This is a genomic window from Embleya sp. NPDC059213, from assembly GCF_042754445.1.
Classification (GTDB): Bacteria; Actinomycetota; Actinomycetes; order Streptomycetales; family Streptomycetaceae; genus Embleya.
In genome coordinates, this window is the sequence record NZ_JBHZAV010000084.1 from 24,834 (window position 1) to 40,740 (window position 15,907).

At 72.5% G+C, this 15,907-nt stretch carries 16 protein-coding genes; 12 read left to right on the forward strand and 4 right to left on the reverse strand.

Going from position 1 to position 15,907, the window contains the following annotated elements:
• The first annotated feature begins 403 nt into the window (after positions 1-403).
• The 6 genes from fabG (at position 404) to ACFXMF_RS27635 (ending at position 6,657) form a co-directional block, all read left to right on the forward strand.
• On the forward strand, positions 404-1,183 hold the full coding sequence (gene fabG / locus ACFXMF_RS27610; RefSeq protein ID WP_360321846.1) for a 3-oxoacyl-ACP reductase FabG: 780 nt from the start codon (positions 404-406) through the stop codon (positions 1,181-1,183).
• The gene (locus ACFXMF_RS27615) at positions 1,177-2,355 is read left to right on the forward strand and encodes an acyl-CoA dehydrogenase family protein (RefSeq protein ID WP_379990572.1); all 1,179 of its coding nucleotides are present in this window, start codon (positions 1,177-1,179) and stop codon (positions 2,353-2,355) included. Before fabG ends, ACFXMF_RS27615 begins: the two co-directional genes overlap by 7 nt.
• Complete coding sequence (locus ACFXMF_RS27620; RefSeq protein WP_360321840.1) at positions 2,352-3,461, forward strand: acyl-CoA dehydrogenase family protein; 1,110 nt, start codon at positions 2,352-2,354, stop codon at positions 3,459-3,461. Before ACFXMF_RS27615 ends, ACFXMF_RS27620 begins: the two co-directional genes overlap by 4 nt.
• Before the next feature lie 61 nt (positions 3,462-3,522).
• Positions 3,523-3,975 (forward strand): MaoC family dehydratase, encoded by a 453-nt coding sequence (locus tag ACFXMF_RS27625; RefSeq protein WP_360321837.1) that lies wholly within the window; start codon positions 3,523-3,525, stop codon positions 3,973-3,975.
• A gap of 106 nt (positions 3,976-4,081) precedes the next feature.
• Complete coding sequence (locus ACFXMF_RS27630) at positions 4,082-5,623, forward strand: long-chain fatty acid--CoA ligase (protein ID WP_360321834.1); 1,542 nt, start codon at positions 4,082-4,084, stop codon at positions 5,621-5,623.
• Positions 5,620-6,657 (forward strand): NADP-dependent oxidoreductase, encoded by a 1,038-nt coding sequence (locus ACFXMF_RS27635; RefSeq protein ID WP_360321831.1) that lies wholly within the window; start codon positions 5,620-5,622, stop codon positions 6,655-6,657. Before ACFXMF_RS27630 ends, ACFXMF_RS27635 begins: the two co-directional genes overlap by 4 nt.
• 69 nt (positions 6,658-6,726) lie before the next feature.
• On the opposite strand, the gene ACFXMF_RS27640 is transcribed toward ACFXMF_RS27635, so the two are convergent.
• Positions 6,727-7,791, reverse strand: coding sequence for a hypothetical protein (locus tag ACFXMF_RS27640; protein ID WP_379990571.1), 1,065 nt, complete (start codon positions 7,789-7,791; stop codon positions 6,727-6,729).
• Between the two features lie 181 nt (positions 7,792-7,972).
• The gene (locus tag ACFXMF_RS27645) at positions 7,973-8,944 is read right to left on the reverse strand and encodes a zinc-binding dehydrogenase (RefSeq protein WP_379990570.1); all 972 of its coding nucleotides are present in this window, start codon (positions 8,942-8,944) and stop codon (positions 7,973-7,975) included.
• Positions 8,945-9,130: 186 nt separating this feature from the next.
• Between ACFXMF_RS27645 and ACFXMF_RS27650 the strand changes: the two genes are divergently transcribed.
• The 3 genes from ACFXMF_RS27650 (at position 9,131) to ACFXMF_RS27660 (ending at position 11,988) form a co-directional block, all read left to right on the forward strand.
• Entirely contained in the window at positions 9,131-9,784 is a 654-nt protein-coding gene (locus tag ACFXMF_RS27650) for a M15 family metallopeptidase (RefSeq protein WP_360321822.1), read from the forward strand.
• 236 nt (positions 9,785-10,020) lie between these two features.
• Positions 10,021-11,391 carry an alkaline phosphatase gene (locus ACFXMF_RS27655; RefSeq protein ID WP_379990569.1) on the forward strand — a complete coding sequence of 457 codons (1,371 nt, stop codon included), beginning with the start codon at positions 10,021-10,023 and terminating at the stop codon, positions 11,389-11,391.
• A gap of 162 nt (positions 11,392-11,553) precedes the next feature.
• Complete coding sequence (locus ACFXMF_RS27660) at positions 11,554-11,988, forward strand: GNAT family N-acetyltransferase (protein WP_360321816.1); 435 nt, start codon at positions 11,554-11,556, stop codon at positions 11,986-11,988.
• Between the two features lie 44 nt (positions 11,989-12,032).
• Here the strand turns inward: ACFXMF_RS27660 and ACFXMF_RS27665 are convergent, their stop codons facing one another.
• Complete coding sequence (locus ACFXMF_RS27665) at positions 12,033-12,785, reverse strand: helical backbone metal receptor (protein ID WP_360321813.1); 753 nt, start codon at positions 12,783-12,785, stop codon at positions 12,033-12,035.
• A 66-nt stretch (positions 12,786-12,851) separates the two neighbouring features.
• Here ACFXMF_RS27665 and ACFXMF_RS27670 point away from each other — a divergent pair, with 66 nt between their 5' ends.
• The 3 genes from ACFXMF_RS27670 to ACFXMF_RS27680 all read left to right on the forward strand — a co-directional run bounded on the left by ACFXMF_RS27670 (position 12,852) and on the right by ACFXMF_RS27680 (position 14,761).
• Positions 12,852-13,553 carry an MSMEG_1061 family FMN-dependent PPOX-type flavoprotein gene (locus ACFXMF_RS27670; RefSeq protein ID WP_360321810.1) on the forward strand — a complete coding sequence of 234 codons (702 nt, stop codon included), beginning with the start codon at positions 12,852-12,854 and terminating at the stop codon, positions 13,551-13,553.
• Positions 13,554-13,614: 61 nt separating this feature from the next.
• A complete protein-coding gene (locus ACFXMF_RS27675; protein WP_379990568.1) occupies positions 13,615-14,301 on the forward strand; it encodes a CatB-related O-acetyltransferase in 687 nt (228 codons plus the stop codon).
• A gap of 166 nt (positions 14,302-14,467) precedes the next feature.
• The gene (locus ACFXMF_RS27680; protein WP_360321804.1) at positions 14,468-14,761 is read left to right on the forward strand and encodes a hypothetical protein; all 294 of its coding nucleotides are present in this window, start codon (positions 14,468-14,470) and stop codon (positions 14,759-14,761) included.
• 162 nt (positions 14,762-14,923) lie between these two features.
• On the opposite strand, the gene ACFXMF_RS27685 is transcribed toward ACFXMF_RS27680, so the two are convergent.
• The gene (locus ACFXMF_RS27685) at positions 14,924-15,841 is read right to left on the reverse strand and encodes an SDR family oxidoreductase (protein WP_379990567.1); all 918 of its coding nucleotides are present in this window, start codon (positions 15,839-15,841) and stop codon (positions 14,924-14,926) included.
• Between the last annotated feature and the right edge of the window lie 66 nt (positions 15,842-15,907).

Sequence of the window (15,907 nt, forward strand, 5' to 3'; positions counted from 1 at the left end):
GGTGTCTGGTTGCCCGCCGCCCGCCCGAGGCCGAGCAGGGGGTGGTGCGCGGCGGGTCGGTGAGCGCCGCGCAAAGGCGCTGGGCAGAGCCGCTGCGCCATGCCGTCGCGCGCAGCCGTTCTGTGAGCCTTCCGCCCGGTTCCGCACCGTTTCGCTCGCGGCGGTAGCCCCGGTCCCGCCGCGACCACTCGAACGAGTTCGCGTTGCGCTCTAGCCTTGATACCGACCGGTCGGTACCGTGACAGGCACAGTAAGAATCCCGCTCCGCCGCTTCCGCCGCAATGCACATACCGACCGGTCGGCACTTCGTCGATCGGACGCGCGGGTCGGCTCCTCGGACGGTGGGGCGCGGTATTCGCCGGCCGACCTCGTGACCAGTGACGACCCGGAGGATCCAGCACCCATGACCGAGACAACCCCCGCGCCCGCGACCACACCGCGAGTGGCCGTGGTGACCGGCGCCGCGCGCGGCATCGGTGCCGCCACCGCGCGCCGGCTCGCCGCCGAGGGCATGGCCGTGGCCGTGCTCGACCTGGACGAGGCCGCCTGCGCCGACACCGTGGCCGCGATCGTCGCGGCCGGCGGCAACGCGCTCGCCGTCGGCGCGGACGTCACCGTCGGCGAGCAGGTGGACGCCGCCGTCGCGCGCGTGGCCGACACGCTCGGCGCGCCGACCGTGCTCGTCAACAACGCGGGCGTGATCCGCGACAACCTGCTGTTCAAGATGTCCGACGGCGACTGGGACACGGTCATCGACGTACACCTGCGCGGCGCGTTCCTGATGAGCCGTGCGGTCCAGGCGCACATGACCGCGGCCGGCTGGGGCCGGATCGTCAACCTCTCCAGTTCGTCCGCGCTGGGCAACCGCGGCCAGGCGAACTACTCGGCGGCCAAGGCCGGACTCCAGGGCTTCACCAAGACGCTGGCCTTCGAGCTGGGCAGGTTCGGCGTGACCGCGAACGCGGTGGCACCCGGGTTCATCGTCACCGACATGACCGCCGCCACCGCGGCCCGGGTCGGTATGGAGTTCGAGGCCTTCCAGCAGGCCGCGGCCGAGCAGATTCCGGTCCGCCGGGTCGGCCGGCCGGAGGACATCGCGCACACCATCGCGTTCCTGACGAGCGAGGGCGCGGGCTTCGTGTCCGGCCAGGTCATCTACGTGGCCGGCGGCCCGCTGTGCTGACGGCGGCCGAACTGGACGCGAGGGTAGGCGAGTTCATCGAAGCTCACCCGGACACCGACGACGCGCTCGGCTATTTGCGGGCGCGCTTCGACGCCGGACTGGCCTGGGTGCACCACCCGGTCGGGCTGGGTGGGCTGGACGCGCCGCGAGCCTTGCAGGCCGCCGTGGACGCGCGGTTCGTCGCCGCCGGTGCGCCGAGCAACGACCCGGGGCGGATCGGCATCGGGCTGGGCATGGCCGCGCCGACCGTGCTCGCGTACGGCACCGAGGAGCAACGCGCGCGCTGGTTGCGGCCGTTGTGGACCGGCGAGGAGGTGTGGTGCCAGCTGTTCAGCGAGCCCGGGGCCGGCTCCGACCTGGCCGCGCTGGGCACCCGCGCGATCCGGGACGGCGACGAGTGGGTGGTGGACGGCCAGAAGGTGTGGACGTCGATGGCGCACGAGGCGCGCTGGGCCATCCTGATCACCCGAACCCACCCCGAACTGCCCAAGCACCAGGGGATGACCTACTTCGTCTGCGACATGAGCGCGCCCGGCGTCGAGGTGCGTCCGCTGCGCCAGGCCACCGGCGAAGCCGAGTTCAACGAGGTCTTCCTGACCGGCGTGCGCATCCCCGACGCGCACCGGCTGGGCGAGGTCGGCGACGGGTGGAGCGTGGCGCGCACCACGCTGATGAACGAACGGGTGGCCATCGGCGGCGCGGCCGGACCGCGCGAGGGCGGCATGATCGGCATCGTCGCCGACACCTGGCGCACCCGCCCGGAACTGCGCGGCGCCGGGCTGCACGACCGGCTGTTGCGGCTGTGGGTGGAGGCCGAGGCGGCCCGACTCACCGGCGAGCGGCTGCGTTTGCAGTCGGCGGCGGGCGAACCCGGCCCCGAGGGCTCGGCGGCCAAGCTCGCCTTCGCCCGGCTCAACCAGGACATCTCCGGCCTGGAACTGGACCTGTTGGCCGAGGAGGGCCTGCGCCACGACGAGTGGACCATGCGCCGCCCCGCGTCGGTGGACTTCACCACCCGCTCGCCCGGCTACCGCTACCTGCGCGCCAAGGGCAACTCGATCGAGGGCGGCACCTCGGAGATCCTGCTCAATGTGATCGCCGAGCGCGTCCTGGGTCTGCCCGCGGAACCTCGGGTGGACAAGGACACCGCGTGGAAGGACCTGCCCCGATGAGCGTCACCGAGCACCTCCTCTACACCGAGGACGAGAACGAACTGCGCTCCGCCGTCCGGGATCTGCTCACCGAGCGGGTGACGCTGACCGCGCTGCTCGCGCGGATCGAGACGAACGAGCCGTACGACCCGAAGTTGTGGCGCGTGTTGACCGAGCAGATCGGCGTCGCCGGGCTCGCGATCGACGAGGCGCACGGCGGCAGCGGCGCCTCCTGGCGGGAAGCCGCGGTGGTCATGGAGGAGTTGGGCCGCTCGGTCGCGCCGACCCCGTTCCTGGGCAGCGCGGTGTTGGCGACCGCGGCGCTGCGAGCGGTGCCTGCCGACGCGTTGCTCGCCGACCTGGCCGGCGGCCGGCGCAGCGCGACCCTGGCGGTCTCCTTCGCCGCCGTGCCCGGTGCGGAACTCCCCTACCCGGTGCGGGCCGACGCGAACGTGCTGACCGGCACCACGACCTCGGTCGTGGACGCCGGCGGCGCCGACGTGCTCGTCGTCCCGGCCGATACCGCGCACGGGCCGGTGCTCTACGCGGTCGAGGCCGAGCAGGCCGGCGTGGAACGACGCCCGGTGGTCTCGCTCGACCTGACCCGGCCGCTGACCGACCTGGTGTTCACCGGCGCGATCGGCACCGTGCTGGCTCGCGGCGAGCGGGCCGCGGCGGCGTACGCGACGGCGCTCACCACCGGCGCCGCGCTGTTGGCGTCCGAGCAGCTCGGCCTCGCCGAACACTGCCTGGAGAGCACCGTCGCCTACCTGAAGACCCGGCAACAGTTCGGCCGCCCGGTCGGCTCGTTCCAGGGGCCCAAGCATCGGCTGGCCGCGCTGTGGGTGTCGATCACCCAGGCCCGCGCGGTGGCCCGGCACGCTGCGGCCTGTGTGGCCGCCGACGACCCGGACAGCGCGATCGCCGTCGCCGTCGCGCAGGCGCACTGCTCGGAGATCGCCGTCCGGGCCGCAGAGGAATGCGTGCAACTGCACGGCGGCATCGGCTTCACCTGGGAACACCACCCGCACCTCTACCTCAAGCGCGCCAAGGCCGACGCGCTCGCGTTCGGCACCCCCGACCGGCACCGCACGATCCTCGCCCGGTTGGTCGACCTGCCCGCCTGACCCGGCCCGGGGGCGGCGCACCCGCCCCCGGATCCCGCCGACGCCACCACGAAGGAGCATCATGCGCGTCTTCGAGACCATCCCCGAGGTGTTCGCCGCCCGGGGCGAACCGCTGGGCACCAGCGCCTGGTTGACCGTCGACCAGGACCGGATCGACACGTTCGCCCAGGCCACCGGGGACCACCAGTGGATCCACGTGGACGTCGAGCGGGCCAAGGCCGGGCCGTTCGGCACCACCATCGCGCACGGCTACCTGACCCTGTCGCTGATCCCGGTGTTGTCCGCCGACCTGTTCACCGTGCGCGGAGTGCGGATGGGCGTCAACTACGGCTCGGACAAGGTGCGTTTCCCCGCGCCGGTCCCGGCCGGCGCCCGCGTGCGCGACCACGCCGTGCTGATCGACGTGGCGGAGACCGCGCAGGGTGTGCGGTTGACGGTGCGGCACACCGTCGAGATCGAGGGCGTCGCCAAGCCCGCGTGCGTCGCGGACACCCTCTCCCTGCTCGTTCCCTGAACACCCGTTTCCCGCTCGTCCCCGGAACGTTGTTTCCTGCTTGTCCCCGGGCCGCCGTTCCCCGACGGCCGGCCACCCCGGCACCTCGACCAGGTAAGGATCACGAGTGAGCTTCAACCTCGCCGTCATGCTGCGCGAGTCCCGCCTCGCGACCCCCGACACGGCATGTCTGATCTACCAGGGCAGGCCGATCACCTACCGCGAACTCGACGACCTCAGCACCCGGTTCGCCCGAGGGTTGCGGGCGAGCGGGCTCGGTCGCGACGACGTGGTGGCGATCTGCCTGCCCAACGTGCCCGAGTTCGTGGTGGCCTACTTCGGCGCGCTCAAGGCCGGCGTCACGGTGATGCCGCTGAGCCCGCTGCTCAAGGCGACCGAGATCGAGTTCCACCTCACCGACTCCGGCGCCCGGACGCTGATCGCCTTCGACGTGTTCGCCGCCGAGGCCCAGGGCGCCGCGGCAGCCGTACCCGGCACCACCGTCCACATCGTCACCCTGGCCGAGGACGGCCCGGTGCCGCAGGACACCCACGCGTTCGGCCTGCTGCTGCCGGACGGCCCGCCGGATCGGGCCGAGTCGATCCGGGGCGACATCGAGCCGACGGCCGGCGACGACACCGCGGTCCTGCTGTACACGAGCGGCACCACCGGCCGTCCCAAGGGCGCCGAACTGACGCACTTCCAGCTCTACTTGAACTGCACCACCTCGGGCGACCTGTTCGACGTGCTGCCCGGCGACGTCTCGCTCGGCGCGCTGCCGTTCTTTCACGTCTACGGCCTGTCCAGTGTGCTGAACGTGTGTGTGCGCTACGGCGGAACGGTCTCCCTGGTGCTGCGCTTCGAGGCGCAGGAGGTGCTGGACCAGATGGTCCGCGACCGGGTGAGCGTGATCGTGGGCGTGCCCACGATGTATGTCGCGCTGCTGGCCGCCGACCGCACCGGGCGGGATCTGTCCAGGCTGCGGGTGGGCAGTTCGGGCGGGGCGTCGATGCCCGGCGAGGTGATCCGCGAGTTCGAGAAGGAGTTCGACATAGTGATCCTGGAGGGCTACGGCCTCTCCGAGAGCGCGAGTACCGCGACGTTCAATCGCAGCGTCGACGACCGGCGGGTGTTGTCGGTGGGCAAGCCGATCTGGGGCGTCGAACTGCGGATCGGGGACCCGGACGACCTGCCGCTGCCGCCCGGCGCCGAGCACGTGGGCGAGATCCTGCTGCGCGGGCACAACATCATCACCCGCTACCGCGACAACCCCGAGGCCACCACCGAGGCGTTCCGCAACGGCTGGTTCCACACCGGCGACCTCGGGTACCTGGACGAGGACGGCTTCCTGTTCGTCGTGGACCGCAAGAAGGATCTGGTGATCCGGGGCGGCTACAACGTGTATCCGCGCGAGGTGGAGGAAGTGCTGTACACGCACCCGGCGATCGCCGAGGCCGCGGTGATCGGCAAGGCGGACGAGCGGCTCGGCGAGGAGGTGGTCGCGGTGGTGGCCCTGCGTCCCGGCCGGGCGGCCGAGCCGGAGGAGATCATCGCGTTCTGCCGCGAACGCATGGCCGCGTACAAGTACCCGCGCGTGGTACGCATCCTGGACGAACTGCCCAAGGGCCTATCCGGCAAGATCATCAAGAAGGAGTTGCGTTCCGAATGACGATGGCCGCCGGCGAGCCGCTGCCCGCCGACCTGAGCAACCGACAGATCCGGCTGGCCGCACGCCCGTTCGGCCTGCCCAAGCCCACCGACTGGGAGCTGGTCACGGAACCGGTGGGCGAACCGGCGGACGGCCGGCTGCTGGTGGAGGTCTCGCACATCTCGCTCGATCCGGCGATGCGCGGATGGATGAACGACGTGCGTTCGTACATCCCGCCGGTGCGGATCGGCGAGGTGATGCGAGCCGGCGCGATCGGCCGGGTGCTCGCCTCCCGGCATCCGGACTTCGCCGTCGGCGAGCATGTGTACGGTCCGTTCGGCGTGCAGGAATACGCCGACTCGGACGGGCAGGGGCTGCGCCGGGTGGATCCGCAGGTGGCGCCGTTGTCGACTTACCTGGGCGCCCTGGGCGTCACCGGACTGACCGCGTACTTCGGGCTGTTCGACATCGGCGACCCGCAGCCGGGACAGACCGTGCTGGTGTCCGGCGCGGCCGGCGCGGTGGGCAGCGTGGTCGGGCAACTCGCCGCGCTCAAGGGTTGCCGTACCGTCGGCATCGCGGGCGGCCCGGACAAATGCCGGGTCCTGGTCGAGGAGTTCGGCTTCGACGCGGCCATCGACTATCGGAACGAGGACGTCGGGGCGGCGCTGCGCAAGCATTGCCCGGACGGCGTGGACGTCTACTTCGACAACGTCGGCGGCGAGATCCTGGACGCGGCGCTCGCCCGGTTGGCCCGGGGCGCCCGGGTGGTGATCTGCGGCGCCATCTCGCAGTACAACAACACCGAACCCGCTCCGGGGCCGGCCAACTACCTTTCCCTGCTGGTGAATCGGGCGTCGATGACCGGGATGGTGGTGTTCGACTACGCCGATCGCTACGCCGAGGCGAGTGCCGAACTGGCCGGGTGGCTCGCGGACGGTCGGTTGCGCTCGCGCGAGGACGTCGTCGAGGGCGATGTGACCGCGTTTCCCCAGACGTTGTTGCGACTGTTCTCCGGCGCGAACACCGGAAAGCTGGTGTTGCGGATCCGGTGACCGACCGGCCCGCGGCGGCTGCCGAGCCGGTGGCACGGCCCCGTCGCGGTCCACGTCGCCGCCGGGGGATCAGGTGTGGTGCAGGGTGGCGAGTTCGCGGCCGAAGGCGATCACCAGGCGGTTGCCGGGGGCCACGGTCAGGGCGTCCACGGGCAGCGGGAAGAGCAGGCAGGGGCCGAGCGGGGCGCGGGCGGCCAGGTCCCACACGCGGACCGTGCCGCGCTCGTCGGTGGCGCCGGTGGAGCCGCCGATCGCCGCGACCGGCCGACCGTCGAGCAGTCCGGTGGCCACCGCGGAGGCCCGGCCGGCGAGGGGTTCGCCGATCGGCTCGCGCGTGGCCAGGTCCCACACCCGCGCCGCGTCCCGGCCGCCGGTCACCGCGACCGGGCGGTCCCGCACGACGGCCGTGGCCACCCCCGTGACCGCGCCGGTGTGCCCGGTCAGGGGTGCGCCGAGTTCGGCCCCGGTGGTCAGGTCGAACACCCGTACCGCGTCCGCGCCGGCCACCACGACCGGGCGCCCGTCCAGTACGGCCGTCGCCACCGCCCACACCGCGTCGGTCAGCGGTTCGCCGACCGGCAGGCCGGTGGCCGGATCCCACACCCGGACGCCGGCCGCGTCGCCGGTCACCGCGACCGGGCGGCCCGCCACCACGGCCCGGGCCGCGCCCACCCACGCGGTCCGGCCGACCAGGGGGCGGCACAACTGGTGCCCACCGTCGAGGTCGAACACGCGCACCGTCGCACCCCACCCGGCGGTGCCCGCGACCACGACCGTACGGCCGCCGACCCGCGCCGTGGTCACCGCGCCCACCCGCCCGTCGTGTCCGACCAGCGGCTCGCCGATCGGCTGCTCGGGCACCAGCGCTCGCACCCTCGGCACGGCATCCGGGTCGCCGACAGCGGTCGGGTACGCACCCGCCGACACGATGGGACGGTCGGCCGCCGCCCACGGGCCGGTCACCCAGTCCAACCGCCACCGCGAGGGGAGTTCACGCCCGACGGGGTGGTCCGCCGACGCCGACCCCGTCACGGTGCCGTCGTCGTCGCGGACGTTCCCGACGTCGCCCGTCGCGAGCCTGGACACGAGCCCGGGCCCGAGCCAGGAAATATCGCCCTGCGCAACATTGGACATATCACCATTGTGCCCGTCTTCACCCCCCGGTCGCACGGCCGCCGGGCCGGACCGCACCCGAGAAATCGACGCCCGGACCACCGTCCCGTCCACCCGCCGCTCCCCACTCGCAACGGCCGGGCAGGCCCAGGGGCCGGGTGCCGGAGGCCGAGCGGGCGGACCAGGCCGCGTTTCGCCCCGGCTACACGGTCAACACCACCTTCCCCTCCGCCGTGCGATTCTCCAGCGCGGCATGCGCGTCCGCCGCCCGGGCCAGCGGGAAGCGGGTGATGGTCGGGACCAGCCGACCCGAGGCCGCCTCGTCCAGCGCCCGGGTGATCAACGCGCGCCGACCGCCCGGCGGCACCATGTTCGGGCCGATCGCCCAGGTCGCGCTCAGTTGCCGCTCGACCAGGTCGCGGGTGCCGATCTCGGTCGGCTCGCCGGACGCCCACCCGTACATCAGGAACCGCCCGCCGGGCCCGAGCAGTTCCAGCGCCTGCCGGCCCAAGGCACCGCCGACGCCGTCCAGGACGACGCCGACCTCGTGCCCGGCCAGGGCCTCGCGCACCCGCTCGGGCCAGTCCGGCACGCGGTAGTCCACCGCGACATCGGCGCCCAGCGTCCGCACCCGATCCACCTTCGCCCGGCCGCCCGCGACCCCCACCACCAGCGCGCCCGCGGCCCGCCCGGCCTGCACGAACAGGCTGCCCAGGCCGCCGGCGGCGGACATCACCAGCACCACGTCCCGCTCGGTCAACCCGGCCACGCCGAGGATGCCCTGCGCCGTGGCACCGGTGGTGATCGCCGCCACCGCGACCTCGTCGGCCAATTCCTCGGACAGCGGGTACAGCGCGCCCACGTCGGCGAGCGCCTGTTCGGCGTACCCGCCCTCACCCACCTGGGCGACGACCCGGCGGCCCAGCCAGTCCGCGGCCACTCCGGGGCCGACCGCCCCCACCACACCGGCCACTTCGGCACCGGGTGTGATCGGCAACGGCGGCGGTCGATGCGGGCCGACCGCGATCCCGCGCCGGAGTCGGGCCTCGATCAGGTGCACGCCGCTCACCCGAACGTCGATGCGTACCTGCCCCTCGGCGGGCGCCGGGTCGGCGACCTCCTCCAGGCGGAGGTTTTCGGCCGGACCGAAGGTGTGCAGTCGGATCGCGCGCATGACGGTGTCTCCCGAGTTCGACGGTGGGCGGTGGCGGGCCGGACGGTCCGCGAGCGCCGGGTACGGGGGACCACTATCGAACTTCAAGCCGACTTGAAGTCAACCCTTCCTCGGCCGTCGCGTCGCCGATCCCGGGCACGGGTGGGGCGCGCAAGTGCGGTGGGCCCGACGCGAGATGATCACCGCATGAACCAGATTATTCTGATGAGCGATCCGCGCGTGGCGGCCATCCCGGTGCGCGACTGTGCCGAGGCTCTCGTGGACGTCCGTGCGGACGGCTCGCTGCCGGTGGACCTGCGCGAGGCGGAAGGCAGCGCGGCGTTCTCGTTTCTGCGCGTGGGCGTGCTCGACCGGTTGATCAAGGCCCAGACGGCGCTGCCGCACGGGCTGCGACTGCTGTTCGTCGAGGGGTATCGGAAACCGTCCCTGCAACGGCACTACTTCGAGGAGTATGCGGCCGAGCTGCGCGCCGCCAACCCCGACTGGTCCGCCGACCGCGTCCACGTCGCGGCCAGCCGCTACGTCTCGCCGCCCGAGATCGCCCCGCACAGCGCCGGGGCGGCGGTCGACCTGACCCTGGTGGACCCGGACGGGCGCGAACTCGACCTCGGCACCCCGATGAACGCCAGCCCCGAGCAGAGCGACGGTGCGTGCTACACCGGCGCCGCGAACATCACCGCCACCGCGCGGGCCAACCGCGACGTGCTGGGCGCCGCGCTGACCGCCGCCGGTCTGGTCAACTACCCCACCGAGTGGTGGCACTGGTCCTACGGCGACCGCTACTGGGCGCTGGCCACCGGCGCGGAGGCCGCCCTGTACGGCCCGCGCGAACTCGACTGACGTCGACGTCGGGCGGCCGAGGACGGCGACGGGCGCCGAATAGGCGGCGGACGGTGGCGAGTCCGTTACCATCGGCGATCATCGGCGTGGTGATTCGAGGCGTTTTTCGGCATCTGCGCGGGTGTTGAACGGACATCCGGTCGTACACGACACGTCATCCGTTCTTCGCCCCCTGGTTCCCGCAGGGCTGATGAACTCTGCTCCGTCGGCAAGGCGTCGACCCAGAAGGAGGAGAAATGCCGGATCTGCGTTTGTCCCGCCGTCATCTCGCGTGGGGTGCGGCCGCCGTCCTGGCCGTCGGCGTCGCCGTACCCGGCGCGGCGTCGGCGTTCGGTCAGGCGGATCAAGCACGGCACGCGATCAAGGACGGGTCGGCCAGGAACGTCATCCTGCTCATCGGTGACGGCATGGGCGACTCCGAGATCACCCTGGCGCGGAACTACTCGGTCGGCGCGGCCGGCCGGCTGAACATGGACCGCTTCCCGCTGACCGGCGCGTACACGACGTACGCGGTGGACAAGGAGAACCGCCCCGACTACGTCACCGACTCGGCCGCGAGCGGCACCGGGTGGGCGACCGGCCGCAAGACGGTCAACGGGCGCATTTCCAAGACCCCGGACACCGATCGGGCCATACCGACCATCCTGGAACTGGCCCAGCGCAACGGCTACGCCACCGGCAGTGTCACCACGGCGGAGCTGACCGACGCGACCCCGGCGGTGCTGGCCGCGCACGCCACGGACCGAAGCTGCGCGGGTCCGGCGGACATGGCCAAGTGCCCCACCGACACGATCGGCGCCGGCGGCCCCGGTTCGATCGCCGAGCAGAGCGTCGCGCACAAGGTGGACGTGCTCCTGGGCGGCGGCAAGGCGCGCTTCGACCAGACGATCACGCAGGGCCCGTTCGCGGGGAAGACGGTCACCCAGCAGGCCCAGGCCCAGGGCTACCAGGTGGTCACCGACGCCGACTCGCTCAAGGCCGCCAAGGCCGGCAAGCCGGTACTCGGCCTGTTCGCGCCGGTCAACGTGCCGGTCGAGTGGACCGGCAAGGCGGCTGCCGTGGGCGGTACCGAGCCGCAGCGCTGCGTGACCGCCAACCCGGCGCGGCCCGCCGGCACGCCGAGCCTGGTGCAGTCCACCACCAAGGCGCTGGAGCTGTTGGAAGCCAGGCAGTCCGGCCGCGGTCACGACCGCGACAAGGGCTTCTTCCTCCAGGTCGAGGGTGCCTCGATCGACAAGCAGGACCACGCCGCCGATCCGTGCGGCCAGATCGGCGAGACCGTCGCGTTCGACCAGGCGGTCAAGCTGGCCCGCGAGTACGCGGCCAAGCACCCCGACACGCTCGTGGTGACCACCGCGGACCACGGCCACACCAGCCAGATCGTGCCGCTGGAGGCCACCCCGCCGGGCCTGTCCTCGACGCTGGTCACCAACGAGGGTGGGCAGTTGAAGGTCAACTACTCGACCAACACCCCCGGCAAGTCGCAGGAGCACACCGGCACCGAGGTAAGGATCGCGGCGCAGGGCCCGCAGGCGTTCCGGGTGCTGGGCGTCACCGACCAGACGGAGCTGTTCACCACGCTGCGCACGGCGCTTCGACTGCGCTGACGCGGCGACGCACGACCCGACGAGCGGCCTCGGCCGCCGCCCCGGCCCGCAGGCCCACCCGCCTGCGGGCCGCGGTGCGTTCGGGGGCGTGTGGGTCGAGCCGTCGGCGCGGGCGAACGCCCGGATAGGGTGCGGCTTTCGGCTCATCCAAGGAGGCGGCACGTGGTCGACATCGGCAGGCTCACACCGGCGGACCGGGCGGACTGGCAGCTTCTGTTCGAGGGCTACAACACCTTCTACGAGCGCACCCTGGCCCCGGAGTTGTTCGACCGGGCGTGGACCGCGTTCCAGGAGGACACCCGGATGCACGCGTTGGGCGCGAAGGTGGACGGCCGACTGGTCGGCATCACCCACTTCCTGGTCCATGCCAGCACCACGACGCCCGACGTGTGCTACCTCCAAGACCTGTTCACCGCGCCGGAGGCCCGGGGTCGGGGCGTGGCCGGGGCACTGATCGCCGCGGTGGCCGACTGGGCCCGCGAACGGGAGTGCTCGCGGGTGTACTGGTCGACGCACCAGGACAACACCACCGCCCGTCGGCTCTACGACCGGGTGGGGCTGAACCGGGGCTTCGTGCTGTACCAGATCGGTCTCTGACCGGCGCCCTCCCGGATCGCCGCCACCCTCGGCGACTGCCCCGGTCAGCGGGCCAGTTGCGCGGCCAGCAGGGCGGGGGCCTCGGCCAGCGACGGGCCGTACCAGGTGAGGTGGCGTCCGCTGACGAGGGCGGTCGCGATGCCCGGGAACGCCTCGGGGCCGTCCTCGGCGGTGAACGCGTAGGGCTCGTCCGGGAGGACCACCAAGTCCGGCTCAGTGGCCAGGAGTTCGTCCAGGGAGAGCTTGGGCCAGCGCTCCGCGTGGGTGCCGAGCACGTTCTCGACGCCGAAGCGGGAGAGGACGTCGGCGGCGAAGGTGTCCCGACCCGCCGCCATCCACGGCCGCCGCCACACCGGGATGATCGCCCGTCTCGGCCGGGCCGGCGGCAACGCGGTCCACGCGGCCCGGCACCGGTCGAGCCACGGCGGGGCGGGCAGCCGGCAACCGAGCACGAGCATGCGCTCCAGCGCCGTGAACGCCTCGTCCAGACCACGAACCCGGGTCACCCACACGGCGATTCCGGCGGCGCGCAGGGCGGCCAGGTCGACCGCGCGATTCTCCTCCTCGTTGGCCAGCACCAGGTCCGGGGCGAGCGCGCGGATCGTGTCCGGGTCCGGATTCTTGGTGCCGCGGACCCGGACCACGTCCAGGTCGGCGGGGTGCGAGCACCAGTCGGTGGCACCGACCAGCAGACCGGGCGCAGTCGCCGCGACCGCCTCGGTGAGCGAGGGGACGAGCGAGACCACCCGGCGCACGTCGGCCGGCACGGACACGGTGAGGTCGAGGTCGTCGCGCATGCTTCGACCCTACGACTCGTGGGACTGCGCCGCGGTGGCGATCATGCCGTCTCCTAGGGTGGCGTCATGACGAGCACGGAAAACGGCGGTACGGGCAACGTCGGCGATATCGACGACCCCCTCGACCCCGGCCTGTTCGACGCGCTGCGCGCGGACGCGATAACCGATCTCACGGGCCTGGGCGAACTGTACGAGCAACCCGGCGCGGCGGCGGCCGCCAAGGAGATGGACCGGCTCACCGAGCAGACCCGGGCCCTGGTCGGCTGTGCGTCGCTGGTCTTCGTGGCCAGTGTGGACGCTCGGGGCCGCTGCGACGTGACCCCGCGCGGCGGGCCGGCCGGCTTCGTCACCGTGCTGGACGATCGCACGCTGGTCATCCCGGACGCCACCGGCAACAAGCGCCTGGACACGCTGCGCAACGTGCTGGAGACGGGCCGGGTCGGGCTGTTGTTCGTGATCCCCGGCCGGACCACGACGCTGCGCGCGAACGGCCGCGCGTGCGTGTCCGCGCGACCCGAGTTGTTGGCGCAACTGACCGCCGTGGGCAAGCCGCCGGTGAGCGCGCTCGTGGTGGAGCTGGACGAGGTCTACCCGCACTGCCCCAAGGCCCTGCTGCGCAGCTCGGCCTGGAAGCCCGAGGGCTGGCTGCCCGCCGACGCGCAGCCGAGTTCGGCCGAGGTGACGCTGGCCCAGTTGCGGATGCCGGGGCTGACCATCGACGACATCCGGCGGGCGGAGGAGGAGTCGATCAAGTACCGCTACGAATAGCCGAGGCGATGCGATCCGGCGCAGCGGACCACCGGGTTCGTGACGCCGGCGAACCGGTGAAATGCCGCCGAGATTCCTGGAGTACGCACCTGTGAATGCCCTGCCGCCCGCCGACCCCACGGTGCTGCACCCGATGCCCGAGCAGCCGCGCGTGGTCCTGCTCAAGCCGTTGGTGACCTCGCCGCTGATCGAGGTCGGCGAATTCTCCTACTACGACGACCCGGACGATCCGACCGCGTTCGAGACCCGCAACGTGCTCTACCACTACGGCCCGGAGCGGCTGGTGATCGGCCGGTTCTGCGCGTTGGGCGAGGGCGTGCGGTTCATCATGAACGGTGCCAACCACCGGATGGACGGGCCCTCGACGTTCCCGTTCCCGATCATGGGCGGATCCTGGGCCGAACACTTCGACCTGATCGCCGGCTTGCCGGGGCGTGGCGACACGGTGGTCGGCCACGACGTGTGGTTCGGCTATCGGTCCACCGTGATGCCCGGCGTCCGGATCGGCCACGGCGCGATCGTCGCGTCCGGCGCGGTCGTGGTGGACGACGTCCCGGACTACACGATCGTCGGCGGCAATCCGGCCCGCCCGATCCGCCCCCGACACAGCCCGGAGGACATCGCCCGCCTGCTCGAACTGGCCTGGTGGGACTGGCCCATCGAACACATCACCCGACACGTACGGACCATCATGTCCGGCACCGTCGACGACCTGGCGGCGATCGCCCCGGAGGTGGGCACGCGGTAGCGCGGGCGCCCCGGCCCCGGTCGACACGCCGGGCCCGCCCGGAGGGCAGGGGCGCCACTCGACGCCACACGGGGCGTCACCCGATCGACACGTACCGCGAGGTGTCCTGCCCGCCGCCGTGCCATCGTGGCCGGGAACCCATCCCCCCTCGGAACGGAGTTCCCTCATGGGCATCAAGGACGAGATTCAGGCGAAGGCCCGGCAGACCAAGCAGAAGGCGCAGCCGCGGCAGGACGGGGCGAGCGAGCAGGAGCGGCTGCGGCAGCGCGCGGACGCGGCGCAGCCCAGGCTGAACGGGGCCGGCGAGCAGGAGCGGCTGCGGCAGCGGGCGGACGGGGTACGGCCCCGGCAGGACGGGGCGAGCGAACAGGAGCGGCTGCGGCAGCGCGCGGAAGAGGCCCGCCGGTCGGGTCGACGGAACATCGACGACGTCGAGGACGAGTTGGAGTCCCGGCGCTGACATCCCCGCGCAGACGTGGGCCCGCTGCACCGCATCGGTGTCGCGGGCCCACACCCGTGAGCCGCCGTGGGTGCAGGCGGGCCGATGCCACGCCACCGCCCGAGTCGGGCGAGTCGGCGTTCGAGGCCGGGGGTATCGCCGGGCCGGTCGCGCCGATGCGGGTCAGCGGTAGCCGGTCTGGCCGGCGGGCAGGCCCGGGTCCTGGACCTCGACCAGGTAGCGCCACGCGTCGGGTCGGCTGCCGTCCAGGTCGGTGAAGCCGTACACGCCCGCGAGTTGTCCACTGGACAGGGATCGGCCGTTCCAGCGGGCCACTTCGGGATCGGCCGCCAGCGCCACCACGGCTCGGCCGACGTAGGCGGGGGATTCGGAGATGCCGAAGTGCGGTTGGATCCGCGTCGCCTCCCGCCAATTCCGCTCGGTCACCCCGTAGTTGTCGAGCATCATCTCCGAGCGCAGCCACCCGGGAGTCAGCGCGACGGCGGTGGCGCCGCGCGGACCCAGTTCGTGGCCGAGCGCGAAGGCCATCCGCAACACCGCCGACTTGGCCAGGTCGTAGAAGAAGGACACCCGGTAGTTGTCCCGGTTGTACTCCTCGGTGCCGTCGGTCATCTCCACCACCAGGCCGCCGGGCGTACGCAACAACAGGGGCAACGCGTGGTGGTTGGTGATCGCGTGCGTGTCCACCGCGAGCCGCAGCAGGCGCAATCCGTCGTCCAGGTCGTGCTCCCACACCGGGGTGTCCCACGCGAACAACTTCTCGCCACCCCAGATGTCGTTGACGAGCACGTCCAGCCGACCCTGCTCGGCCTCGATCCGGGCGACCAGGGCCCGTACCCGGTCCGAATCCAGATGGTCCGTGGGCACCGCGATGCCCCGTCCGCCCGCCGCGGTGACCAACTCGGCGGTCTCCTCGATGGTCTCCGGCCGGTTGTACTCCGAGCGCCGCTCGCGGGTGCTGCGCCCGCTCACGTACACGGTCGCGCCCGCCGCGCCGAGTTGCACCGCGACCCCGCGCCCGGCACCTCGGGTGGCGCCGGCGACGAGGGCGACGCGGCCCCGGAGGGTGCTCGTCGACATGTGGTTGCCCCCTTCGATGCGTCGGCCGCCCCGTTCGGCAGGTGCTCGGGCGCGATGCACCTGCCG